Here is a 23607-nt window from a genome sequence, read left to right on the forward strand (position 1 = left end):
GCGAAGGCCGCCCTCCCGCATCGGGGAGGGCGGCCTTCGCCGTGTTGACCCGCGAACCGTCACCGGTCCGGGGCGGACGGCCCTCGGTCGAGGACGGCCGGCCGACGGGTGAGCGACGGACGACCGCGGAACGACCGGATGGCGAATCGTTTTGCCGGACGGCCGAGGCGTTCGCCTACAGCCGCGCCGCCTTGGCGATCAGCGCGAGCGCCGCCTCGTGCTCGTGCTCCTCCAGCGGAGCCAGCAGCAACCGCTGGACCTGGGCCACGCCCGCGGACGAGCGGTGCAGCAGGTCCTGACCCGCCGGCGAGAGCGACAGCAGGTTGCGCCGCCCGTCCGAGGGGTCGCGGCGACGCTGGACCAGGCCGCGCCGGACCAGCCGGCTGACCATCTCCGCCATCGTGGCCTTGTCCAGCGAAGCGAGCTCGCCCACCGTGCGCTGGTCGGCGCCCGGCTCCAGCTCGAGCGCGTCCAGCACCGCGTACTGCGGTGCCGTCAGCTCCGAACCGACGTGCTCGGACCAGAGCTTGGTGTGCACCTGCTGGCTCACCCTGATCAGGTAGCCGATCGCCCTCTGGGCGTCCAGCATCGGTCGCGCGTCCGTCAGGACGGCGACCTGGGCCGGCTCCAGTCTGGCTATCTTGGCCATGACACGGACAATCTCCAGCTGCTCCTCCGAGGTGAGCGGCTCGAAGAGCGTGCGCTGCACACGGACCACTCCGCCGGTGGCCTCGCGGACAGCCTGGGCGCCGCTCTGCGAGAGAGCGAGCAGCTTGCGCCGGCCGTCGGCCGGGTCTCGGCGCCGAAGCACCAGGCCGCGCCGGACCAGCCGGGCGACCATCTCGGCCATCGTGGCCTTGTCGAGCGAGGCACGCTCGCCTACGGTCCGCTGGTCGGCGCCCGGTTCGAGGGCGAGAACCAACAGGACCGCGAACTGCGGGGCCGTGAGATCGGCCCCGACATGTTCGGACCACAGTCGAGTGTGGACCTGCTGTGCAACGCGGATGAGGTGTCCGGGCGACTGCTGCAGTCGCGCGGACACGCGGGTCGTCGGGATCTCCCCCAGCACCATGTATCCGTCCCGATGTCACACCCGGTGTGTGTGGGACACCCGGGTGGGGCAGTAACGGCGAGTGGGCGTCCCGCTGTGAGGGAGGGCGCTCCAGCCGTGCAGCCGGTGGCTGCTGGCGGACACTATACAAACGGCAGGCCCTCGCTGGCAGGCAGGGGCGGATAGTAGACGCAGGTTCGGCAACATTGGCATATTTACTCGCCGCGCCGACCCGCCGGTAACCCGTTCGCAGGAGAAAGCCGACCGGTCGGTCCTTACCCTCGGTCACCTGCGCCTTCGCCCTGGCCGCGCTCCCTACCCGCCGGTAGGGTATGGCCACCCGGGCGGATCCGCCCTCCGGATCGACCCCGCGGAACCCGAGAGCCCGCCGTACGGTTCCTGGGAGTTCCCTGAGTACCGCGTTCCGGAACGGAACCGCGCCCGACCGGTCACCGGGGTGACCCCCGGCAGACACCCGAGCGACATCCGCGGACCCGATCCGGCGTCCGCGGACCCCCGAGAGAGACGAGACCGAGCATGACCGAGCAGACCACCTCCCAGCGGGTCGCCGTCGTCACCGGCGCCGCCCGTGGCCTGGGCGCCGCCACCGCCGTCCGCCTGGCCGCCGACGGGTACGCGGTCGCCGTGCTCGACCTGGAGGAGTCGGCCGGCCGGGAGACCGTCGAGCGGATCACCGCCGCGGGCGGCCGGGCCCTCGCGGTCGGCGCGGACGTCTCCGACGCCGCCCAGGTGGAGGCCGCGGTCGACCGGATCGTCGCCGAGCTCGGCGCCCCGGTCGTCCTCGTGAACAACGCGGGCGTGCTCCGGGACAATCTGATCTTCAAGATGACCGAATCCGACTGGGACACGGTCATGAACGTGCACCTCCGCGGGGCGTTCCTGATGACCCGGGCGGTCCAGAAGCACATGGTCGACGCCGGTTTCGGACGGATCGTCAACCTCTCCTCCTCCTCGGCCCAGGGCAACCGGGGCCAGGCCAACTACTCGGCCGCCAAGGCCGGTCTGCAGGGCTTCACCAAGACCCTGGCCATCGAGCTCGGCAAGTTCGGCATCACCGCCAACGCGGTCGCCCCCGGCTTCATCGCCACCGACATGACGGCCGCCACCGCGGCCCGGGTGGGCATGGACTTCGAGGAGTTCAAGGCCGCCGCCGCCACCCAGATCCCGGTGCGCCGGGTCGGCGAGCCGGAGGACGTGGCCAACGCCATCTCCTTCTTCGCCGGCGAGGGCGCGGGCTTCGTCTCCGGCCAGGTGGTCTACGTGGCCGGCGGACCCCTCGACTGAACCCGCGAACCTACGCAGGGTTACCACGGGGTGGGAACCGGCCCGGCCGGTCTCCCGCCCCGTGTTTTTTTGCCTGAATTTGGGAAGAGGCACACGAACACCATACGGACATTCGCTCCGAAAACGTCTCCGGAGCATCCCGAAGCGGCCTCGAATGATCGGAGAACGCCTTTGCCGCAGAATTCGGAATGCCCCCCGGTAATGCCCCCGGGGCCATTTGTGGGGTTACCGTCAGACCACCCGTCGAACGCCGGCGAACGACATCGAAGGACATCGAACGCCGTCGAAGGACACCGGACGGACACGCACTAGCCCTCCCAGCTGCGCACCACCAGCCCGTCGCGCACCGCGAGGTTGAGCCGCCCCTCCCGGTGGTCCATCGTCATCGCCGCTCCCTGCGGCAGCACCCGCACCGAGGCCCACCCGTGCCGACGGGCCAGTTCCTCGGCCCGCTCGACCCGCAGCCCCGCGTAACCCTCCGCGTCCGTGTCCGTCATCGCCCCTCCCCGGCTCGCCCAGCGGACGTACGCTGGAATCGTAGACCGCCGGTGCGAGGACGGCCGGTACGGACCGGACCTCGTGCGACACGCCGGCCGGGGGCCGGCACCGGCACCGACCGCCGAGGACCGGCACGGACCGGCACGGACCGGCACGGACCGGGAGGTGAGCACGGATGCCCGCCACGACCCCGCGGCGGTGGCACAGCGGCACCGAACCCGCCACCGCCCGCAGCGACCTCAAGCTGCGCTACCTGCTCTCGCTGACCTTCACCCCGCTGTTCGCGCTGGCCACCGCGGGGTTCGCGGTCTGGGCCGCGAACGCCCCGGAATTCGGCGCGCCGAGCCGGGGCACCCTCACCGGCTTCGCCGTGGCCTGCGGGATCCTCACCCTGTTCGCCGCCGTCGACCTGGCCGTCGTGGTCCGGCGCCGCCGGACCGAGCTCTGACCCGCTGTCTCCCGCGGAGTGGGAACCCGGCGGCCCGGAGACCCGGCGGCCCGGCCGCCCGAGACCCCGACAGCCCGAGACCCCGGCGGCCCGGCCGCTCGGTCCCACCCCGCGAGCGCGTCCGCGCCGACTCAGCGGCCGCCGACCGCCTGCTTCACCAGCGTCCGCCCGAAGTCCCACATCAGGCCGCTCCCCCGGTGCGCGTCCTCCATCACCTCGGTGAACGCCTCCACGAACCGGTCCACGTCCCGCTCGGTGATGATCAGCGGCGGAATCAGCTTGATCACCTCCAGATGGTCCCCGGACACCTGGGTCAGGATCCGGTGCCGCTGCAGCAGCGGCACCACCACCATCTGGGCGAACAGTCCCTTGCGGGCCGCCTGCAGGGCCGTCCAGCCGGTCCGCAGCTTCAGCGACTTCGGCCGCCCGAACTCGATCCCGATCATCAGCCCGCGGCCCCGCACCTCGGCGAGCAGCTCGTAGCGGTCCACCAGCGCGGTCAGCCTCGCCCGGAAGTAGTCGCCCACCTTGCGGGCGTTCTCCACCACCTGCTCGTCCCGGATCACCTCCAGCGTCGCCAGGCCGGCCGCCATCGCCTGCGCGTTGGAACCGAAGCTGGCCGAGTGCACCAGCACCCGGTCCATCGAGGAGTACACCTTCTCGAAGATCCAGCCCTTGCCGAGGGTCGCCCCGACCGGCACATAGCCGCCGGAGAGCGCCTTGGCCGCGCACACCAGGTCCGGCAGCACGCCGTCCTCGTCCTGGTAGGCGAAGAACTCGCCGGTCCGCCCGATCCCGGTCTGCACCTCGTCGCAGATCAGCAGCGCCTTGTGCTCGTGCAGCAGGTCCTGGGCGGCCCTCAGCCAGCCGGGCGGCGGCGCCAGCACCCCCTTGCCCTGGATCGGCTCGACGATCAGCGCCGCGACGTCACCGCGCTTCAGCTCCTTCGCCAGGGCCCCGAGGTCGCCGAGCGGGATCGCGGTGTCCGGCAGCAGCGGGTCGAAGCCCTTGCGGAACCCGTTCTCGCCGTTCACCGACAAGGAACCGGTGGTCAGCCCGTGGAAGGCGTGGTCCGCGTACAGGATCCGGCGGCGACCGGTGGCGTACCGGGCGAACTTCAGCGCCGTCTCGACCGCCTCGGTGCCGCTGTTGCCGAAGAACACCCGGTCCAGCCCCGGCGTGTACGACAGCAGCCGCTCGGCGAGCAGGCCCGGCAGCGGCGAGCAGTCGAAGCGGACCAGGTCCGGCAGGTCGAGGTCCATCACCTGCTGGACGGCGGAGCGGACCACCGGGTGGTGCCGGCCCAGCGCGAAGATGCCGAAGCCGGCCAGCATGTCGAGGTACTCGTTGCCCTCGGCGTCGTAGAAGTACTGGCCCCGGGCCCGCTCGTAGTACTTGTCGAACCCGATGGTGTGCAGCATCCGGGCCAGCTGCGGATTCAGGTAGCGGCTCTGCAGCTCGTACCGCTCCTTGCCCCGCTCGGCGAGCAGGGCGGCCAGGTCGAATCGGGCGGCGGTGCGGTCGTCGTCGGGGTCAGCCGGCATGGCGCTGGTTCGCTCCTCGGTTCGGAAAGTCCCGGTCCGGACGGTCCCGGGGCGGCAGCTCCCGGGTCGGAAGCTCCCGGTCCGGCAGGACACCGGCCGGAAGCAGGTGCTTGGCGAAGGCGGCGGTCTGGGCGGCCACCCCGGTACCGGTCAGCCCGGTCTCCTCCAGGATCTCCCCGCGCGCGGCGTGCCCGAGGAACTCCTGCGGCAGGCCCAGCACCCGCACCGGGACGTCCACGTCGGCGTCCCGCAGCGCCTGGGCGATCGCCGTCCCGACGCCGCCGGCACGGCCGTTGTCCTCGACCGTGACCACCAGCCGGTGCCGGGCGGCGAGCTCGGGCAGGGCCGGGTCGACCGGCTTGACCCAGCGCGGGTCGACCACGGTCGCGGTGAACCCCTCGGCGAGCAGCAGCCGGGCCGCGTCCAGCCCGGCGGCGGCCGTGGTGCCGACGGTGACCAGCAGGATCTCCGGCAGCTCGCCGGTGCGCAGCAGCACGTCCACACCGCCGATCCGCTCGATCGCGGGAACGGCCGGGCCGATGGTCGCCTTCGGGAACCGCACCACGGTCGGGGCGTCGGAGACGTCCACGGCCTCGCGCAGCTGGGCGCGCAGTTCGTCGGCGTCGCGCGGGGCGGCGAGCCGCAGTCCGGGCACGACCTGGAGGATCGACATGTCCCACATGCCGTTGTGCGAGGCGCCGTCCGGGCCGGTCACGCCGGAGCGGTCCAGCACGAAGGTGACACCGAGCCGGTGCAGCGCGACGTCCATCAGCACCTGGTCGAAGGCCCGGTTGAGGAAGGTCGCGTAGACCGCCACCACCGGGTGCAGTCCGCCGGTGGCCAGACCGGCCGCGCTGGTGACGGCGTGCTGCTCGGCGATGCCCACGTCGAAGGTGCGCTCCGGGTACGCCTTGGCGAACTTCGCCAGGCCCACCGGCTGGAGCATCGCGGCGGTGATCGCCACCACGTCCGGACGTTCGGCGCCGACGGCCAGCAGCTCGTCGCCGAACACCGAGGTCCAGGAGACGCCGGTGCTGGGCGAGATCGGCAGGCAGGTGTAGGGGTCGATCGGGTTGACGGCGTGGAAGCGGTCCGCCTCGTCCCGCTCGGCGGGCAGGTAGCCGCGGCCCTTGACGGTGAGGCAGTGCACGATCACCGGGCCGCCGAAGCCCCGGGCCTTGCCGAGCGCGGACTCCAGGGCGGCGAGGTCGTGGCCGTCGATCGGACCGAGGTACTTGAGGCCGAGGTCCTCGAACATGCCCTGCGGCGCGAAGGCGTCCTTGAAGCCCTTCTTGGCACCGTGCAGCGCCTCGAAGATCGGCTGGCCGACCACCGGGGTGCGCTGCAGGGTGCCCTTGCCCCAGGACAGGAAGCGCTCGTAGCCCTGGGTGGTGCGCAGGGTGGCGAGGTGGTTGGCGAGGCCGCCGATGGTACGGGCGTAGGAGCGCTCGTTGTCGTTGACGACGATGACCAGCGGCCGGTCCTTGGCGGCGGCGATGTTGTTGAGCGCCTCCCAGGCGAGGCCGCCGGTGAGCGCGCCGTCGCCGATCACCGCGACGGTGTGCCGGTCGTGCTGGCCGAGCAGCTGGGCGGCCTTGGCCAGGCCGTCGGCGTAGGAGAGCGCGGTGGAGGCGTGCGAGTTCTCGACCAGGTCGTGCTCGGACTCGGCCCGCGAGGGGTAGCCGGACAGGCCGCCCTTCGTCCGCAGCCCCGAGAAGTCCTGGCGCCCGGTGAGCAGCTTGTGGACGTAGCTCTGGTGGCCGGTGTCCCAGACGATCCGGTCGTGCGGGGAGTCGAAGGCCCGGTGCAGGGCGATGGTCAGCTCGACCACGCCGAGGTTGGGGCCGAGATGGCCGCCGGTCCGGGTGACGGCGTCGATCAGGAACTCCCGGATCTCGCCGGCGAGCCGGGGCAGCTCGGTGGCCGGGAGGGCTCTCAGGTCCGCCGGGGATGTGACGCTGGAGAGCAGTGACATGGCTTTCACCTCACGACTCGGAGCGGTGCGGTGGTGCCCCCGCCCGCGGTCGGGCCGCGGCCTCGCGGGGTGGGGGTCCGGCCCGGGTGCGGCCCCGGGCCGGACGGGGCGGACGGCCGGTGGGCCGTCCGCCGACGGGTGCGGTCAGCGGCCCCGGTTGGAGCCGACGGTCTCGGTGAGCGCCCGCAGGGACTCCTTGAGGGAGCCCATGGTGGCGAGGACGGCGGTCGGCTCGTAGCCGCAGTGGGCCATGCAGTTGGAGCAGCGGGCGTCCTTGCCGCGTCCGTACTTGTCCCAGTCGGTCTTCTCGATCAGCTCGCGGTAGGTCGGCACATAGCCGTCGGACATCAGGTAGCAGGGCCGCTGCCAGCCGAAGAGCGAGTAGTTGGGGATGCCCCAGGCGGTGCACTCGAAGTCGACCTTGCCCTCCAGGAAGTCCAGGAAGAGCGGGCTGTGGTTGAGGCGCCAGCGGCGCCGGTTGCCGCCGGCGAAGGTCTTGCGGAACAGCTCCCGGGTCTGTTCGACGCCGAGGAAGTGCTCCTGGTCGGGGGCCTTCTCGTAGGCGAAGGCCGGGGAGATCATCATCTCGTCGACCTGGAGGTCGTCGTTGAGGTAGTCGAGCACGTCGATGATGGTCTGCGGGGTGTCGGTGTTGAAGAAGGTGGAGTTGGTGGTCACCCGGAAGCCGCGCCGCTTGGCCTCCTTGATCGCCTCCACCGCCTCGTCGAAGGTGCCCTCCTTCGCCACCGAGGCGTCGTGCCGCTCGCGCAGCCCGTCGATGTGCACGGTGAAGGTGAAGTACGGCGAGGGCGTGAACTTGTCCAGCTTCTTGCGCATCAGCAGCGCGTTGGTGCAGAGGAAGACGTACTTGCGGCGTTCGACCAGCTGACGGACGATCTCGTCGATCTGCGGGTGCATCAGTGGCTCGCCGCCCGCGATCGAGACCATCGGGGCGCCCGACTCCAGGACCGCGCCGACCGCCTGGGCGACCGGCATCCGCTGCTTCAGCACCCCGGCCGGGTGCTGGATCTTGCCGCACCCCTCGCAGGCCAGGTTGCAGGCGAAGAGCGGTTCCAGTTCGACGATCAGCGGGAACTTGTCGCGTCGCTTGAGCTTCTGCTGCATGAGGTAGGTGCCGACCCGCACGGTCTGGCGCAACGGCATGGCCATGGCTAGCTCGCCTCCTGGGGGAGCGTCGAGGATGTGGGGTGGTGGTCGAGAGTGGCGGGCGAGGGCCGGTCCCGGCCCGCCCGGTCGTTCCGCAGGTGCCAGTCGACCAGGGCGGGCACCGTGGCGCGCAGCGTCCGCCAGGCGCGGACGCCGGCCGGCAGGGTCCCCGGGCGCAGCAGTTCCCGCTCGGGGGTGTCGACGACGACCCGCAGTACGGCCGCGGGCAGGCCGGGCCGCAGCTCGCTGAGGGCCGCCAGCACGGCGGCGGCCTCCATGTCGACGGCGAGCGCGCCCTGCAGGTGCAGGGCACGCCGTTCCAGGCCGCGCACCACGTGGTCGGCGGTGTGGTGCACGCCCGTGTGCGCGGTCAGGCCGCGCGCGGTCAGGGCCCGGGCGAGCCCGGGTCCCGAGCCGACGGCGAAGTGGTTGCCCTCGGCGTCGCGGACCCCGTCCGCGACGATCACGTCGCCGGGCGTGATGCCCGGGGCGACCGAGGCGCCGAAGCCGGCCACCACGAGCGCCCCGTAGCCGCCGGGGGCGGCGGTCAGCAGCCGTCTGACGGCGAGCGAGGCCCGCCGCCGGCCGACGCCGGTCCGCACCACGACGGGTGGGCCGCCGGCCGCGCCGCGCCAGTCCCCGCCGCGCAGGGCCCACACCTCGGGGCCGAGCGCGCAGAGGACCAGCAGCGGGGCAGCGGTCACCGGGACGCCCCGATCTGCGGGGTACCGGAGGCCGGCCGCCCGGCCGCGGGACCGCCGTGCAGGTAGCGGCCGAGCGCGGTGACCGGGAAGACCAGCCGGTACAGGTGGTAGTTGATGGAGAAGTCCCACGGGAAGCCGGTTCCGGTGAACTGGGGCTCGTCCCAGGTGCCCTCGGGCAGCTGGGTGCGGACCAGCCAGTCGACGCCGCGCTCGACGGCGGGGTTGGCCCGGCCGTCCGGTCCCTCGCCGGCCGCCAGCAGCGCCATCAGCGCCCAGGCGGTCTGCGAGGCGGTGGACTCGCCGCGCCCGGCCCAGCGCGCCGGGTCCTCGTAGGAGCGCATGTCCTCGCCCCATCCGCCGTCGGTGTTCTGGCGGTCCTCCAGCCAGCGGACCGCGCGGCGGATCGCCGGGTGCTCGGTGGGCACACCGACGGCGACCAGGGCGGGGAGCACCGAGCCGGTGCCGTAGATGTAGTTGGTGCCCCAGCGGCCGAACCAGGAGCCGTCCGCCTCCTGGTTGCGCAGCAGCCACTCGACGCCGCGCCGGGTGCGCGGGTCACGGGCCTTGCCGACCTCGGCCAGCATCTCCACGACGTGGGCGGTGACGTCCGCCGACGGCGGGTCGACGACCTCGCCGAAGTCGCAGAACGGCAGCTTGTTCGCCAGGGTGCTGGTGTTGTCGACGTCGAAGGCGCCCCAGGCGCCGTTCTTGGACTGCATGCCGAGGTTCCACCGCACGCCCCGGTCGACGGATCCGGCGACCTTGGCCGGGTCCGGGTGGGCGACCCGGCACAGCGCCAGCACCACCTCGGCGGTGTCGTCGATGTCGGGGTAGGTGTCGTTCTCGAACTCGAACGCCCAGCCGCCGGGGGCGAGCGAGGGCCGCTGGACGGACCAGTCGCCGCGCTTGGTGATCTCCTCGCCGAGCATCCAGTCGACGGCGGAGACCAGTGCGGGGTGGTCGGCCGGGAGTCCGGCGTCGACCAGGGCGACGGTGGCCAGGCAGGTGTCCCAGACCGGTGACTGGCAGGCCTCCATCCAGCGCCGGCCGTCCGGGGTGTGCACGGTGAAGCGGTCGAAGGAGGCGAGTCCGGCCCGCATCACGGGGTGGTCGAGCTCGTAGCCCTCCAGGTGCAGGGCGATCAGCGAGTAGACGGCGGGCGGCTGGATGCCGCCCCAGCAGCCGTCGGCCTCCTGGCGTTCGACGATCCAGCGGCAGGCCTGGGAGACGGCGAGCCTGCGCAGCGGGCGCAGGGCGCGGTGGTGGTAGGCGTGCAGGGCCTTGTCCAGGCGTTCGAACAGGCCGTCCCAGCTGGTGGCCGGGGCGAGCGGCCGGACGGGGAAGGGGTCGTCCGGGTCGGTGTGCAGCTCGGTGAGCGCGAAGGGCGCCGGGCGTACCGGCCGGTGCGCGGAGACGACGGTCAGCGGGACGATGGTCTGCCGGGCCCAGCAGCCGAAGGCGTAGATGTTGAGGGGCAGCCACCTCGGCAGGAACATGATCTCGGGCGGCATCTCCGGCAGCCGTTCCCACGGCCACCAGCCGAACAGCGCGAGCCAGATCCGGGTGAACACCCGGGCGGCGGCGATCCCGCCGGCGGACCGGATCCAGCGCGCGGCGGCCATCATGTGCGGGTCGCCCGGATCGTCGCCCGCGAGCTTGAGGGCGACGTACGCCTCGACGGTGGTGGACAGCTCGGCCGGTCCGCCGTGGAAGGTGGACCAGGTGCCGTCCTCGCGCTGGTGGGAGCGGATCCATTCGGCGGTGGCCTTGGTCTGCTCCTCGGTCCGGATCCCGAGGAACTGCCGGAGCAGTAAGTCCTCGGCGTCCATGGTGACGTTGGTCTCCAGATCGCCCTTCCACCACCCCTCCGAACTCTGCAGGGAGAGCAGGTGGGTGGTGGCGCGGGCCAGTGCCTCCTCGGCGGAGGCGGCCCCGTTCTGCACTTGCTCGGTCCGGTCGGCCGACGCGGCGGCGGCCCCCTCGGGCTGCCACTCCCCGGCGCCCAGCAGCGCCGGGGCGAGGCCGCCCACCGCGACCGGCTCGGGATCGTACTCAGGGTCGAGCCGGCCGTCCGCGGTTGCTGTCAACGTAACGTCACCTCTCTCGTACCACCACGAATTCGGCGAGTGCGACGAAGTGCTCGCGCACCACATCGGGCATGGGCACCTCGTCCAGAGCGGCGAGGGCAGTCGTGTGCTGGCGGCGGGCCTCCTCCTGGGTCCAGGCGCGGCCGCCGGCCTGCTCGATCAGCAGGGCGCGGGCGGCCAGCTCGGTCTCGCTCTCCTCGCCGCGCCCCTTGGGGTCGGCGAGCTGTTCGGCCAGTTCGCGGGAGGCGGGACCGCCCTCGGCGAGCGCCGCGGCGACCGGCAGGGACTTCTTGCGCTGGCGCAGGTCGCCCCAGTGCGGCTTGCCGGTGACCTCGGTGGCGCCCCAGATGCCGAGCAGGTCGTCCACCGCCTGGAAGGCCAGGCCGAGGTGGTCGCCGAAGCGCTGGAGCGAGTCCGAGACCCGGTCGTCGGCCCCGGCCAGGACGGCGCCGAGCGCGGCGCCGGCGGAGAGCAGGGCGGCGGTCTTGCCGCCCTCCATCTCCAGGCACTCGGCGACGGTGACGGTGTCCCGCTGCTCGAAGGCGACATCCATCGCCTGCCCGTCGATCAGCCGACGGCTGGCGGTGTTGAGCAGCCGGACGGCACGCGCGGCGTCGGTGGGGCTCGCGCCGCCCGCGGTCGCGGCGTCGAGCAGCACCTCCGTACCGAGCGTGGCCAGGGCGTCACCGACCAGGATCGCCTGGGCCGGACCGAAGACCGTCCAGGCGGTGGCCCGGTGGCGCCGGGTCTCGTCACCGTCCATCAGATCATCATGGAGCAGGGAGAAGTTGTGCACCAGTTCAACAGCGACCCCACCGGGCACCCCGGCCTCCGCCGGGGCACCGGCGGCCTGGGCCGAGAGCAGCGCCAGGGTGGGGCGCACGGCCTTGCCGCCGTCCCCCGCGACCGGCGTGCCGTCCCGGTCGATCCAGCCGAAGTGGTACGCCGCGACGGTGTCCATGGGTGCGGCCAGTCGGGCGACGGCGGCCCTCAGCGGCGGGGTGCAGAGCGCGCGGGTGCGGTTGAGCAGTTCCGGCACCGAGACCGGTCCGGCATGTGCCGTGCCTCCGCCGACGGTGCCGGTGCGTGACTCCACGTACGTTCCCTCTCCCTGGTGGTGCCTGGCCGCGTGGGACGGCCCGAGGCTGGCGGTGATGGTGCGGCCGGGCTCGGCGCGGCCGGTGGCGGTGGCTGCGCCGGGGCCGGGCGGGTGGGCACCCGCTCTGGCGGGCTCGCCGAGGTCCCCGGCGAACGCGGTGCCGGTCACCTCGGCCACCTCCCGTCGCCGCGGTCGGCCGGCCGGGGGCGGCCGTCGGCGGCCGGTACCTCGTCGGCGGCGGCGTGACCGCTGCGCACGGCCCCCTCCATGGTCGCGGGCCAGCCGGTGGCCGTCCACGCGCCGGCCAGCAGCAGGCCGGGGACGGCGGTGCGCGGGCCGGGGCGCAACGCGGCGGTGCCCGGAGCCGGGTCGAAGGTGGCGGTCCGCTCGCGGGTGACGAAGAAGTCCAGCACCTCGGCCCCGCCGGCGGCGGGCAGCAACCGGGCCAGCTCGGGCAGGTACCGGCGGCGCAGTTCGGCGACCGGCAGGTCGATCTCGTCCTCCACGGCGGACTGCGAGAGCGCCAGGTACTGGGCACCGGGGTGGGCCGCGCCGAGCGAGGTGCCGGCCAGCCCGGAGTGCGCGGTGCGGTCGAAGACCCACTGCACGGGCGAGCCGAGCGCGGCGAAGAACGGCCGGCGCAGCACCTTGCGGTCGTAGACCACGTGGACGTTGAGGATCGGCGAGGTGCCGAAGTCGGCGAGCCGCTCCTGGTGGGCCAGCGCGTCGGGCGGCAGCAGCTCCAGTGCGGTGTCCTGGGCGCCGGCCAGGACCACCGTCTCGGCGGTGAGCGGCTCGCCGCCGCCCTCCAGCCGGACGGTGTGCTGCGGGACGGCCGGTTTGAGCTCGCTCACCCGGGCCCGCAGCAGCACCTTGACGCCGGCCCGCTCCAGCTCGGCGAGCGCCCGGTCGTGGTGGATGTCGCCGAGCGGGACGGTGGCCGTGCCGATGTCGGAGGCCCCGGGGTCGGAGAGCAGCCCGGTCTTGAACACCATCGCGGCCAGGGCCAGCGAGACCCGGTCGGCCCTGGCGTTCAGGGTGGCCACGCCGACGAGGTCCCACAGCGCGGCGACGGTCCGCTCGTTCTGGCCCTGCCGGCGCAGCCAGTCGCCGAAGGAGACGGCGTCCAGGGCCGGGTCGGCGAGGTCGAGGCGGCGCAGTGCGAGCGCGCCGCGCACCACCCGGGCCCGGTCGGCCGGACCGAGGTGCGGGTAGCGGGCCAGGCTGCCGGCGAGGTGCAGCGGCACCGGCAGCGCGGCGCGTCCGAGCCGGCCCAGGGTGCGGACCGGCGCGTCGGCGGGCCCGGAGACGCCCAGGACGGGCACGTCCAGCCGCTCCTGGAGGTGGACCAGCCGGTTGGCGCCGAGGCGCTCCAGCAGGCCGCGGTAGGCGGTGCAGCAGCGCAGGTACACGTGCTGGCCGTTGTCGACGGTCAGCTCCCCGCGCCGGAAGGAGAAGGCCAGGCCGCCGAGGCGGGGCCGGCCCTCGGCGAGGGTGACCCGGTGGCCCGCCTCCGCCAGCCGCAGCGCGGCGGTGATGCCCGCGAGGCCGCCGCCGACCACGACGGCGGCCGGGCGCGCGGCGTCGGCTCGCCCGGTCATCCGACCTCCCCCTCGCGTCCGGCGCCCGGTCCGGTCGTGACCGGAGCGCCCGTGGTCAGTGCCGTCGGGTCCGCGGTCCGTGCGGCCGGGCCCGACCCAACGGTCAACAGGGCTCTACCCATAAGTGATTCCCCGCTGACACAGCGTGACAGAACTGTGGCAAGAATCAAGAACGCCCCCCGGCGAGCCCGGAAAGCGCCACGTACGCCTTCTCCCAGCCCGGCAGCGACACCCGGCCGCGCAGCACCGACTCGGGGTCGGCGGCGATCCGGCCGAGCAGCCGGTGGTAGATGCCCGCCATGGCGGCGGTGCAGGCCCGGCTGCGGCGGTCGAGCATCGGCAGCAGCCGCAGGCCCTCCTCGAAGGCCGCCTGGGCGCGGGCCGCCTCGAACGACACCAGCCCGGCGAAGTCGGCCCCGACCGGGGGCCTGGGCCGGGCGAAGCCCTCCTGGCAGCCGAACCGGACGAGGTCCTCCATCGGCAGGTAGGTGCGGCCGTTGAGGGCGTCCTCGCGCAGGTCGCGCAGGATGTTGGTGAGCTGGAGCGCGAGCCCCAGGGTGTCGGCGTACCGGGCGCCGCGCTCGGGGTCGTCGCAGCCGTAGACGCCGAGCGACAGCCGGCCGATGGCCCCGGCGACGCACCGGCAGTAGACCTTGAGCTCCTCGTAGGTCTGGTACTCGGCGCCCTTGAGGTCCATCTCGACGCCGTCGATCAGCTCGTCGAAGCCGCCGAGGTCGATCGGGAAGCGCCGGGCACTGTCCGCGAGCGCGACCTTGATCGGGTCGGTGTCGTCCTCCGCGACGGAGCCGGCCCGGATCTCGTCGAGCAGTTCGCGGGTGCGCAGCAGCGCTTCCGCCTTGCGGTCGGCCGGGAGCTCGCCGTCGCCGATGTCGTCCACCCGGCGCGCCAGCGCGTACAGGGCCGACATGGCCAGCCGCTTCGGCTCGGGCAGCAGCCTGATGCCGTAGCTGAAGTTGCGGGCCTGCAGTCCGGTCACTGCCTCGCAGTACCGGTAGGCCGCCATGACCGGAGCCGACGCCAGTGGTGATGCCGCCACGCGGGCGTTCACCTTCCCTTCGCGAAGATGGCCGCCGCCTTCGCTGCGAGGCGGCGCTTGTCCGGCTTCGCCTGCTGGGCGAGCACGTCGTACCCGGCGTCCTCGACGGCCGCCAGGGCCGCGTACCCGCCCGCGGTGAATCCCGCGAGGAGCAGTCGAAGCCTCCCCCGAACCGTACCTACCAATGGCGCACCTCGGTCGAGCAGGGTGCGGGCACGGTCCGCCTCGAAGCGGATCAGCTCGCGGACGGGTGCCCCGGCGCTCGGGGCGGCGAGGTCGGCCTCGGTGACGCCGAAGCGTTCGAGGTCCTCGGCCGGCAGGTAGATCCGGCCCCGGGCGAGGTCCTCCGCGACGTCCTGGAGGTGCTCGACGATCTGCAGGGCCCGGCAGATGTCGTCCGACATCGCGATCCGCTCGGGGGTGGCGAAGCCGGCGAGGGCCAGCACCAGGCGGCCGACCGGGTCGGCGGACAGCGTGCAGTAGGCGATGAGCTCGTCGTAGTCCCGGTAGCGGGTGGTGGTCTGGTCGACCCGGTTGGCCTCGATCAGCCGCCGGAACGGCTCCGGGGTGAGCCCGTGCCGGTCGACCAGCGGGACCAGCGGGCGCAGCAGCGGGTGCCGGGGGGCCTCGCCGCGGGCGGGGTCGAGGGCGGCTTCGAAGACCCGGTCGAGGTCGTGGTCCAGGCCGTCGAGCAGGGCGAGGCGGAACGCCGTCTCGGCCGGGGAGGGCAGGTCGGGAGCGGGCGGGCCGGACTGGGCCGAAGGGGTGAGTCCGGGGGCCTCCGAGGGCCCCGAGGCCCCCGAGGGCTCCGGCGGCGCGGACGGCTCCGGCGGCGCGGGGACGCCGAGCAGTGCGGCGGTGCCGGCCGGATCGGCGAGGTCGCCGTCGCCGGCGTCGTCCACCAGCCGGCAGAAGCCGTAGACCGTCATGAGGTCGTCGCGCCACGCGGCGGGCAGGAAGAACGGGGCGACCGGGAAGTTCTCCGCGCTCGCCTTCGCCAGGGTCGCCGCCCCCGCGGGGCCGGGTTCCGGGCGGCCGCCTCCGGGCGGGGACTCACTACTGGGCTGGGCCGAAGCCGACACTGCTGTCACTCCCCCGTTCTACACCGCTCAAGTGATCGGCCCGAGTCGGACACGCGTCCGATCACGGGAGTCACGTCCGGCACACCACCCCCGTGCCTACAGCCTGACACCGACGCCCGCGCCGGAGAAGAGCGCCTCACCCGGCGCACGGGGCGCTCACCCGGGCGGGGGCGGGCCACCCGGGGCACGACCGGGTCCGGGCGGGGACGCGCGAACGGACAGGGGCCGGCCCCGGGTCTCCTCCCGGGGCCGGCCCCGTCGCACGGACCGGGTGCGGTGCTACGGGCGCTCGCCGCGCTCGTAGGCGCGGACGACCTCCTCGGTCGGCCCGTCCATGACCAGCTCGCCGGCCTCGATCCAGATGGTCCGCTCGCAGGTCTCGCGGATCGACGCGTTGTCGTGGCTGACCAGGAAGACCGTACCGGCCTCGGCGCGCAGCTCCTCGATCCGCTTCTTGCTGCGGGCCTGGAAGGCCTGGTCACCGGTGGCCAGCGCCTCGTCGATGAGCAGCACGTCGTGGGTCTTGGCGGCGGCGATCGCGAACCGCAGCCGGGCACCCATGCCGGAGGAGTAGGTGCGCATCGGCAGCGAGATGAAGTCGCCCTTCTCGTTGATGCCCGAGAACTCGACGATGTCCTGGTAGCGACGGCGCACGTCGGCCGGCGTCATGCCCATGGCGAGGCAGCCGAGGACGACGTTGCGCTCACCGGTCAGCTCGTTCATCAGCGCGGCGTTGACACCGAGCAGCGAGGGCTGGCCGTTGGTGTAGATGCCGCCCTTCTCGGTCGGCAGCAGACCGGCGATGGCTGCCAGCATGGTGGACTTGCCGGAGCCGTTGGAGCCGATCAGGCCGATCGCCTCGCCCTTGTACGCGGTGAAGCTCACGCCCTTCACCGCGTGCACCTCGCGGACGCCGGACGCCCGCTTGCGGCTGATGATCCGGCTCAGCGCCGAGGTGGCGCTGCCCTTGCCGGAGCCGGCCCCGTGCACCCGGTAGACGATGTGCACGTCGTCGACCACGACGGTGGGGTCCCGGGCCACGTCGGCGTCGAACACCTTGCGGCGGGGGACGGCGTCGTCCAGGTCCTTGCGCAGGTCGGCCCCTCGAACATCGGTGTCAGCCACGGCCGTACTCCTCCTCAGCCTTCCAGAAGAAGACGTATCCGACGACGAACATACCGACTGCCCAGGCGATCGCGTACTTCCACTGGTGCGGCGGGAAGTCCTGGTGCGCGGGGAGGTGCTTGTTGTAGATGACCGGGGCGAAGGCGTGCCGGACCAGGTCCATGTAGACCGAGGCCGGGTTGAGCTGCATCACCTTCTGCCAGAACTCCGGCCAGGTGCTGATCTTGTCCTGGATGCTGAACATCACGCCGGACAGGAACATCCAGGCCCGCATCGCGAACGGGATCAGCTGGGAGATGTCGCTGGTCTTGGAGCCGATCCGGGCCATCATCAGGGCCACACCGGTGTTGAACGCCGACTGCAGCAGCAGGGCCGGGATCACCAGGACCCAGGTGCGACCCATCTCGATCCCGCTCGCCAGCACGACGCCGACCAGCACGACCATCGAGATCAGCAGCTGCTGGAGCTGGATCACGGTGAAGGCGATGGGCAGCGAGGCACGGGGGAAGTGCAGCGCCCGGATCAGCCCGAGGTTGTCCGCGATCGCCCGGGTGCCCGACTGCACCGCGTTCTGGGTGAACTGGAAGACGAAGACACCGATGCAGAGCCAGGCGGTGTACGTGCCCTCGGGGAAGTTGTCCTTGCTCTTCAGGATCACACCGAAGACCAGGTAGAACACCGCGCAGTTCAGCAGCGGGGTCACGACCTGCCAGAGCTGACCGAGCTTGGCGTCGGTGTACTGGGCCACCAGGCGCGCGGTGGCGAAGGCCCAGATGAAGTGACGCCGGGCCCAGAGCTGCTTGGAGTAGGCGACCAGGCCGGGCCTTCTGCCGCTCACCGTCAGGCCGTACTTGTCCGCGAGCTGCTTGGGGGTCAGGCCCGCGTCCGCCCCCCTCGGGGCTGAGAGGCTGACGGGTTCACTCACTGTCGACACATTCATCCTTCACGCGGGATCGTCGGGGCGGGCCGGTCGACGGGGGTCCGCCGGCCTTGCGCCGATGGGGATCCACTCGGATCTCGGGGGGAGTGCGGCCGGTGTGTGGTCACCGGCCCGACGACCGACCTGTCGTCCGGTCACCGGAAGTCACCGGACGGTCACCGGACGGATCAGATGACCGGCGGTCGGCCCAGCCTGGTCAGTCGCCAAACGGTACGCCATCGCATGGGCCGCCGCGTACCGCAGGGTTCGCGCCAGCCCGCCCGGAACCCGCCCAGCCAGGCCTTGAACGCCTCCGGGGAGGGTCGGCGGGCCAGCGTCAGCAGGAACCAGGTTCCCAGGTATAGAGGTACCAACGGGGCCGGAAGGTTCCGTCTGGCGAGCCAGACCCTGTTCCGGGCCACGTTGTGGAAGTACGAGGCGTGCCGGGCGGGCGAGGTGGTGGGGTGGTGCAGCACCACATCGGCCCGGTAGTCGATGGCCCAGCCCGCGTCCAGCGCGCGCCAGGCGAGGTCGGTCTCCTCGTGGGCGTAGAAGAACTCGGCGGGCAGCTGGCCGGCGTTCTCGAACACCGCGCAGCGCACCGCGCTCGCCCCGCCGAGGAAGGTGGTCACCCGGGAGGAGTGCAGCGGGTCGCTGGCGCGCAGCCGGGGGACGTGCCTGCGCTGGGTGACGCCGGTCTCCGGGTCGGCGATCCGGAAGCTCACGATGCCGAGCTCCGGGTCGGCGGTGAAGGCCTCGCGCAGCAGCCGGGCCGAGTCGGTGCCGGGCAGCCGGCCGTCGTCGTCCAGGAACAGCACCGCGTCGACGTCCCGGCCGTCGCGGCCGAACAGCTCGATGCCGACGTTGCGGCCGCCCGGGATGCCGAGGTTCTCCGGCAGCTCGACGGAGCGCACGCCGGACGGCAGCGGCGGCAGCGGGGCGCCGTTGGCGACCACGGCCAGCTCGACGGCCGGGCCCTGCTGGGCGCGGACCGACTCGATCAGGGCGGTCAGCTCGTCCGGGCGGTTGCCCATGGTGATGATCACCGCGCCGAGCCGGAAGGCGTCGGCACCGGTGGCGGCGGTGGCGGCGGTGCTCGCGGCGGTGCTCGCGGCGGCGTCGGCCGCCTTCTCCGTCGCGCCCGGCTCCGTCACGCCGCTCACCGGAGCCTGCTCGACAGGACGATGCTCAGCAGGTGCAGCACGGTCTGCAGCATCGCGATCGCGGCCAGGACGACCACGGCGATCCGGGTGAAGAAGAGGCCCCCGTGCACCAGGTCGGCGACGCCGGCGGCGAGGATGAACAGCGAGGCCTCGACCGCGCCGACCAGCCGGTGGAACTTGAGGAGCGAGGCCACCCGGCGGGCCTTGGCGACACCGGCCGAGCGCGGCACCGAGGCGCTGTCCTCGACCGCCGTCAGGCCGCTGCGGGCCCGGGCCACGTCGACCAGGTCGGTCTCCGACTTGATCAGGATCGCGCCGAGCGCGGCCAGGGTGCCGAGGAAGGCCCACTCCCACTGCGCGGTGCCGCCCTCGCGGTGCAGCAGGTCGGTGGCGCGCAGGCCCAGGCCGGTCAGCAGGGCCGCTTCGGACATGTAGTGACCGACCCGGTCCAGGTAGACGCCGGTGAGCGAGGTCTGCCGGCGCCAGCGGGCGACCTCGCCGTCCACGCAGTCCAGCAGCAGGTAGAGCTGGATCAGCACGGCGGCCAGCACCGCGCCGGCGATCCCGGGGACGATCAGCGCGGCGCCGGCCAGGATGCCGGTGAGCATCATCAGGTAGGTCAGGCCGTTGGGCGTGATCACCGTGACCGTGGAGAGCACCCGGGTGATCCGCAGCGAGATCCGCCGCATGTAGAGGCGGCCGGCCCAGTGCTCGGCACTGCGGCGCTGGAGCATGCCCTCCGGGTGGATGACCGCGCGCAGTTCCTCGATCGAGGGGCGGCGGGTCAGGTCGACCGGCGGCGTGGACCCGGCGGCGGAACGGTCAGCTGTTGACGGCTTGGACATAGTCGGCGTACGCGTCCCTGATTGCGGAAGGGGAGAGGTCGAGGTGTTCGAGGATGGTGAAACGGCCCGGCCGGGTATTCGGAGCGTAGTGCACCGCCTCGGTGAACTCCGCCTCGGTGAAGCCGATCTGAGCGGCGGTCACCGGCAGCCCGTGGTGCGCCAGGCGCTCCACGATCAGACCGGTCAGCTCGCGCTCGCCCCGCAGGAAGCTGGCGAAGGCGGCGCCGAGGCCGACCTGTTCGCCGTGCTGGGCGGACCGCTTGGGATACAGCACGTCCAGGGCATGCGAGATCTCGTGGCAGGCCCCCGACGAGGGACGGGTGCTGCCCGCGATGTTCATCGCGATGCCGGACAGTACCAGTGCCTCCGCGAGGGCGGTGAGGAAGCCCTGTTCCTGAAGGTTTCCTGGGTGCCGCAGCAGGTTCTCGCCCGCCGAACGGGCCATCGCGACGGCCAGTCCGTCCACCGGTTCACCGGTCTCGGCGTGCGAGAGCTCCCAGTCGGCGCAGGCCGAGATGTTGGAGACGATGTCGCCGATGCCGGCCGCGACGAAGCGCGGCGGGGCGCCCTGGATCACGTCCAGGTCGATCACGATGCCGATCGGGCCCGGCACTCCGTAGGAGCCGCGCCCGGCGTCGTTGTCGAGAGTGGAGACCGGCGAGCAGATGCCGTCGTGCGCCAGGTTGGTCGGGACCGAGACCAGCGGCAGGCCGAGGCGCGCGGCGGCGTACTTGGCCACGTCGATGATCTTGCCGCCGCCCAGGGCGACGATGGTGTCGTAGTGGCCGCCGCGCACACCGCCGCGGATCTCGTCCGCCAGCCGCACCGCGCTGTCGAGGCTGCCGTCCGCCACGCTGTACCAGTCGGCGCCGGGCAGGGCCGGCTCGAGCCTGGCCCGCAGCACCGAACCCGAGCCGTTGCTGATCGCCACCGCGATCCGGCCCGAGGCGGACAGCCGCTGGTCGGCGAGGATGCCGCCGAGCGCGTCCAGCGCGCCCGGCCGGATCTCCACGAAGAGCGGCGACGGCACCAGCCTGGTCAGTACTGGCACGCGATCTCCCGCGCCTTCGCCAGGTCGTCGTGGTTGTCGACCTCGACCCAGGAGACCTCGCCGATCGGCTGGACGTCGATCCGCAGACCGCGGTTCACCATCTCCTGGTAGCCGTCCTCGTAGTACAGCTGCGGGTCGCGCTCGTAGGTGGCGCGCAGCGCGTCGGCGAGGTCGGCGGCGGCGGCCGGGTTGATCACGGTGACGCCGATGTACTCGCCGGTGGCCTCGGCCGGGTCCATCAGCTTGGTGATGCGGCGCATGCCGGCGGCCGGGTCGACGACCACCTTCATCTCCTCGTCGGCGAGCTTCTTCACCGTGTCGAGGGCGAGCAGGATGCCGGGCTCGCGGCCCTCGGCGGTCAGCCGGGCGTTGCCCTCCAGCATCGTGCGCTGGACCGAGGCGGGGTGGACGGTGTCGCCGTTGCAGAGCAGCAGGCCCTCGGTGAAGAGCTCACGGGCGCACCAGAGCGAGTAGGCGTTGTTCCACTCCTCGGCCTTGTCGTTCTCGACCAGGGTGAGCTTGACGCCGTACTTCCGCTCCAGGGCCTCCTTGCGCTCCTCGACCGCCTCCTTGCGGTAGCCGACGACGATCGCCGCCTCGCGCAGGCCGACCTCGGCGAAGTTGCCGAGGGTGAGGTCCAGGACGGTCCGCTCACCGTCGACCGGCACCAGCGCCTTGGGCAGGGTGTCGGTGTACGGGCGCAGCCGGCGGCCGGCGCCGGCTGCCAGAACGAGGCCGATCATGCGGGTCTCCTGATCCGTCGTGCTGAGCGCGGCCGCGCCCGGCCCCGGGAGTCTTCCGGGTCACCGGCGGTGGCGCGCCGGGGCCGCCAGATGCGGCCGCGGTGTCCTATGTGATGGTAGGCGACCACGACTACCTGCCAGAACGCGGCCGGACACTCGAACACACATCGAACACATTCCGAACGGTTCTGCTAATCCGACGCCCGTTCCGGGCCCCCGGGCGCCCCCGGCGGCCGGGTTGTGCGTCGGGCCCCTCCCCCGTGCCACCCGTACGGCAGACTGGGGCGCGACGCCACCGGTGCGTGCCGTGGTTGCGCCCCGTGCTCCCGAAGCTGCCGAAAGAGGCCTCATGCCCCAGAGCCTTCCGACCGATCCGACCGCCCCCGCCGGGCTGGACACCGGTCTCGACACCGGCCTCGACGTCGAGACGGACGTCGACGCCGCCGCGGACGCCGCCGGCGGCACTGCGGAGGAGATCCTGCTGGAGCTGGTCGACGACGAGGGCGTGACCATCGGCACCGCGGAGAAGCACTGGGCGCACCAGCAGCCCGGGCGGCTGCACCGGGCCTTCTCGGTCTTCCTCTTCGACCGCCAGGGCCGGATGCTGCTCCAGCGGCGGGCCCTGGGCAAGTACCACTCCCCCGGGGTCTGGTCGAACACCTGCTGCGGCCACCCGTACCCCGACGAGCCGCCGTTCGTGGCCGCCGCCCGCCGCACCGCGGAGGAGCTGGGTGTCGCCCCGGCCCTGCTCTGCGAGGCGGGCACGGTCCGCTACGACCTGCCGGACGAGGCCACGGGCCTGATCGAGCGGGAGTGGAACCACCTGTTCGTGGGTCTGGTCACCGCGCCGGTGCGGCCCAACCCGGACGAGGTGGACGACTTCGCCTTCGTGACCGCCGAGGAGCTGCGCGAGCTGGAGGCGGAGCGGCCGTTCTCGGTGTGGTTCCGGACCGTCTTCGAGGCCGCGCTGCCGGGGATCCGCGAGATCGCCGGGAAGGACTGGTAGACCGCGCCCGGCGGGGCCGCCGAGGGGCGGCCCCGCCGGGAACGGCCCGCGCCGGGGCCGCCGTGCTCCGGGCTGCCTGCTCCGGGCCGCCCCGCTCCGGGCCGCCGTCCGCTAGGGCTCCTCGCGCGGGAGCGGCAGCGAGGCCCAGATCACCTTGCCGCCCTGCCCCGCCTGCTCCACGTCGCACACTCCGCCGGCCTGCAGCGTGACGCTCTTCACCAGCAGCAGCCCGCGCCCGCCGGTCCGTCCGGTGTCGGCCGCCAGGGCCTTCGGCCGGTACGGGTCGCCGTCCTCGACCGAGACCCGCACCCACCCGCACCGCACCACCAGCTCGGTGGTCACCTCCGGCGACAGCTCGGCGGCATGGGTCACCGCGTTGCCGACCAGCTCCGAGACGATCAGCAGCAGGTCGTCCACCAGTTCCTGGTAGCGGATCTCCGCCATGCCCTGGGCCAGCAGCCGGTCACGCACGGCGTGCCGGGTGCGCGGGACCGAGGCCTGCTCGGCGGGCACGGTGAAGCGCCACACCCCCTCGACAGGACCGCCGCGCGCCACTGCCGACGCGGCGGTCACCCGTTTCTCCGGCGCCGTCGGCGCCGTCTCTTCCTCGCTGATCCGCTCCACGTCCAGCCGCCCTTCGTCCGCGACCCCGGGAATCAGGCGTTCCGCTCATGGCGCCCTCGGTGCACAGAGGCTAGGAGAGCCGCCCCCGGAGCTGTGGCACCGTCGACAACTTGCCCGTGTCGGACCAGAGCCGAGCGATACCGATCGTTCATCGACCACAACTCGACCGTTTACCGTCCTTGAACCACCGGTTCGCGCACACCAGCGATCCGTACCGCCGCCCCCCACCATCCCGACCGGGGAAACGCAGGTGAGAAGCACTCCGAAACCCTGGTAATGTTCTCTCTGTCGCCGAGGGGGCGAGCAGAAAACCCCCGAAGCACACACCCCGTCCGGGTGGCGGAATGGCAGACGCGCTAGCTTGAGGTGCTAGTGCCCTTTATCGGGCGTGGGGGTTCAAGTCCCCCCTCGGACACCATCGATTCCCCGCAGGAACTCGCAAGAGTTCCTGCGGGGAATTTCTTTTTGCCCCCGCACCCTCCCGACGCCCCGCACCCTCCGGCACGCCGCGCG

21 protein-coding genes and 1 tRNA gene are annotated in these 23607 nt (G+C 72.8%); 4 read left to right on the forward strand and 18 right to left on the reverse strand.

Annotated elements, in window-relative coordinates:
- Window positions 1-175: 175 nt before the first annotated feature.
- Window positions 176-1072 carry a MarR family winged helix-turn-helix transcriptional regulator gene (locus BLU95_RS43900; protein ID WP_051742929.1) on the reverse strand — a complete coding sequence of 299 codons (897 nt, stop codon included), beginning with the start codon at window positions 1070-1072 and terminating at the stop codon, window positions 176-178.
- A 516-nt stretch (window positions 1073-1588) separates the two neighbouring features.
- Here BLU95_RS43900 and fabG point away from each other — a divergent pair.
- Window positions 1589-2356, forward strand: coding sequence for a 3-oxoacyl-ACP reductase FabG (gene fabG / locus BLU95_RS08545; protein WP_093859461.1), 768 nt, complete (start codon window positions 1589-1591; stop codon window positions 2354-2356).
- A 308-nt stretch (window positions 2357-2664) separates the two neighbouring features.
- Here the strand turns inward: fabG and BLU95_RS08550 are convergent, their stop codons facing one another.
- Entirely contained in the window at window positions 2665-2853 is a 189-nt protein-coding gene (locus BLU95_RS08550; protein ID WP_093859462.1) for an I78 family peptidase inhibitor, read from the reverse strand.
- 176 nt (window positions 2854-3029) lie between these two features.
- On the opposite strand from BLU95_RS08550, the gene BLU95_RS08555 reads away from it, so the two are divergent.
- Complete coding sequence (locus tag BLU95_RS08555; protein ID WP_093859463.1) at window positions 3030-3302, forward strand: DUF6343 family protein; 273 nt, start codon at window positions 3030-3032, stop codon at window positions 3300-3302.
- 131 nt (window positions 3303-3433) lie between these two features.
- On the opposite strand, the gene BLU95_RS08560 is transcribed toward BLU95_RS08555, so the two are convergent.
- From BLU95_RS08560 to BLU95_RS08630, 15 genes are all read right to left on the reverse strand, one after another.
- Window positions 3434-4846, reverse strand: a complete 1413-nt coding sequence (locus BLU95_RS08560) for an aspartate aminotransferase family protein (RefSeq protein WP_093859464.1) — start codon at window positions 4844-4846, stop codon at window positions 3434-3436.
- Window positions 4836-6821 carry a 1-deoxy-D-xylulose-5-phosphate synthase gene (dxs, locus tag BLU95_RS08565; RefSeq protein ID WP_093859465.1) on the reverse strand — a complete coding sequence of 662 codons (1986 nt, stop codon included), beginning with the start codon at window positions 6819-6821 and terminating at the stop codon, window positions 4836-4838. Before dxs ends, BLU95_RS08560 begins: the two co-directional genes overlap by 11 nt.
- A 144-nt stretch (window positions 6822-6965) precedes the next feature.
- Window positions 6966-7991, reverse strand: a complete 1026-nt coding sequence (hpnH, locus tag BLU95_RS08570) for an adenosyl-hopene transferase HpnH (RefSeq protein ID WP_093859466.1) — start codon at window positions 7989-7991, stop codon at window positions 6966-6968.
- 2 nt (window positions 7992-7993) lie between these two features.
- Window positions 7994-8692, reverse strand: a complete 699-nt coding sequence (locus BLU95_RS08575) for a 5'-methylthioadenosine/S-adenosylhomocysteine nucleosidase family protein (protein WP_093859467.1) — start codon at window positions 8690-8692, stop codon at window positions 7994-7996.
- Complete coding sequence (shc, locus tag BLU95_RS08580) at window positions 8689-10635, reverse strand: squalene--hopene cyclase (RefSeq protein ID WP_231978705.1); 1947 nt, start codon at window positions 10633-10635, stop codon at window positions 8689-8691. The genes BLU95_RS08575 and shc overlap by 4 nt, the downstream gene beginning before the upstream one ends.
- Window positions 10636-10786: 151 nt before the next feature.
- A complete protein-coding gene (locus BLU95_RS08585; RefSeq protein WP_093864729.1) occupies window positions 10787-11875 on the reverse strand; it encodes a polyprenyl synthetase family protein in 1089 nt (362 codons plus the stop codon).
- A gap of 167 nt (window positions 11876-12042) precedes the next feature.
- Window positions 12043-13479, reverse strand: coding sequence for a hydroxysqualene dehydroxylase HpnE (hpnE, locus tag BLU95_RS08590; RefSeq protein ID WP_093859468.1), 1437 nt, complete (start codon window positions 13477-13479; stop codon window positions 12043-12045).
- A gap of 166 nt (window positions 13480-13645) precedes the next feature.
- A complete protein-coding gene (hpnD, locus tag BLU95_RS08595; RefSeq protein ID WP_051742930.1) occupies window positions 13646-14503 on the reverse strand; it encodes a presqualene diphosphate synthase HpnD in 858 nt (285 codons plus the stop codon).
- A gap of 41 nt (window positions 14504-14544) precedes the next feature.
- Window positions 14545-15618, reverse strand: coding sequence for a squalene synthase HpnC (gene hpnC / locus BLU95_RS08600; protein ID WP_173862237.1), 1074 nt, complete (start codon window positions 15616-15618; stop codon window positions 14545-14547).
- A gap of 279 nt (window positions 15619-15897) precedes the next feature.
- On the reverse strand, window positions 15898-16674 hold the full coding sequence (locus tag BLU95_RS08605; RefSeq protein WP_093864730.1) for an ABC transporter ATP-binding protein: 777 nt from the start codon (window positions 16672-16674) through the stop codon (window positions 15898-15900).
- A gap of 61 nt (window positions 16675-16735) precedes the next feature.
- Window positions 16736-17683 carry an ABC transporter permease gene (locus BLU95_RS08610; RefSeq protein ID WP_093859470.1) on the reverse strand — a complete coding sequence of 316 codons (948 nt, stop codon included), beginning with the start codon at window positions 17681-17683 and terminating at the stop codon, window positions 16736-16738.
- 167 nt (window positions 17684-17850) lie between these two features.
- A complete protein-coding gene (locus BLU95_RS08615; protein ID WP_093864731.1) occupies window positions 17851-18696 on the reverse strand; it encodes a glycosyltransferase family 2 protein in 846 nt (281 codons plus the stop codon).
- Between the two features lie 125 nt (window positions 18697-18821).
- Window positions 18822-19559, reverse strand: a complete 738-nt coding sequence (locus BLU95_RS08620) for a CDP-alcohol phosphatidyltransferase family protein (protein WP_093864732.1) — start codon at window positions 19557-19559, stop codon at window positions 18822-18824.
- 88 nt (window positions 19560-19647) lie between these two features.
- A complete protein-coding gene (locus BLU95_RS08625; RefSeq protein WP_093859471.1) occupies window positions 19648-20721 on the reverse strand; it encodes an iron-containing alcohol dehydrogenase family protein in 1074 nt (357 codons plus the stop codon).
- Window positions 20709-21464: a phosphocholine cytidylyltransferase family protein gene (locus BLU95_RS08630; RefSeq protein ID WP_093859472.1), complete on the reverse strand. Its 756-nt coding sequence runs from the start codon at window positions 21462-21464 to the stop codon at window positions 20709-20711. Before BLU95_RS08630 ends, BLU95_RS08625 begins: the two co-directional genes overlap by 13 nt.
- Before the next feature lie 349 nt (window positions 21465-21813).
- Between BLU95_RS08630 and idi the strand changes: the two genes are divergently transcribed.
- Window positions 21814-22470 (forward strand): isopentenyl-diphosphate Delta-isomerase, encoded by a 657-nt coding sequence (idi, locus tag BLU95_RS08635; RefSeq protein WP_093859473.1) that lies wholly within the window; start codon window positions 21814-21816, stop codon window positions 22468-22470.
- A gap of 111 nt (window positions 22471-22581) precedes the next feature.
- Here the strand turns inward: idi and BLU95_RS08640 are convergent, their stop codons facing one another.
- Complete coding sequence (locus BLU95_RS08640) at window positions 22582-23043, reverse strand: ATP-binding protein (protein ID WP_231978420.1); 462 nt, start codon at window positions 23041-23043, stop codon at window positions 22582-22584.
- A gap of 381 nt (window positions 23044-23424) precedes the next feature.
- Between BLU95_RS08640 and BLU95_RS08645 the strand changes: the two genes are divergently transcribed.
- A tRNA-Leu gene (locus BLU95_RS08645) sits at window positions 23425-23512 on the forward strand.
- Window positions 23513-23607 lie beyond the last annotated feature (95 nt).

Source organism: Streptomyces sp. TLI_053 (assembly GCF_900105395.1).
GTDB lineage: Bacteria > Actinomycetota > Actinomycetes > Streptomycetales > Streptomycetaceae > Kitasatospora.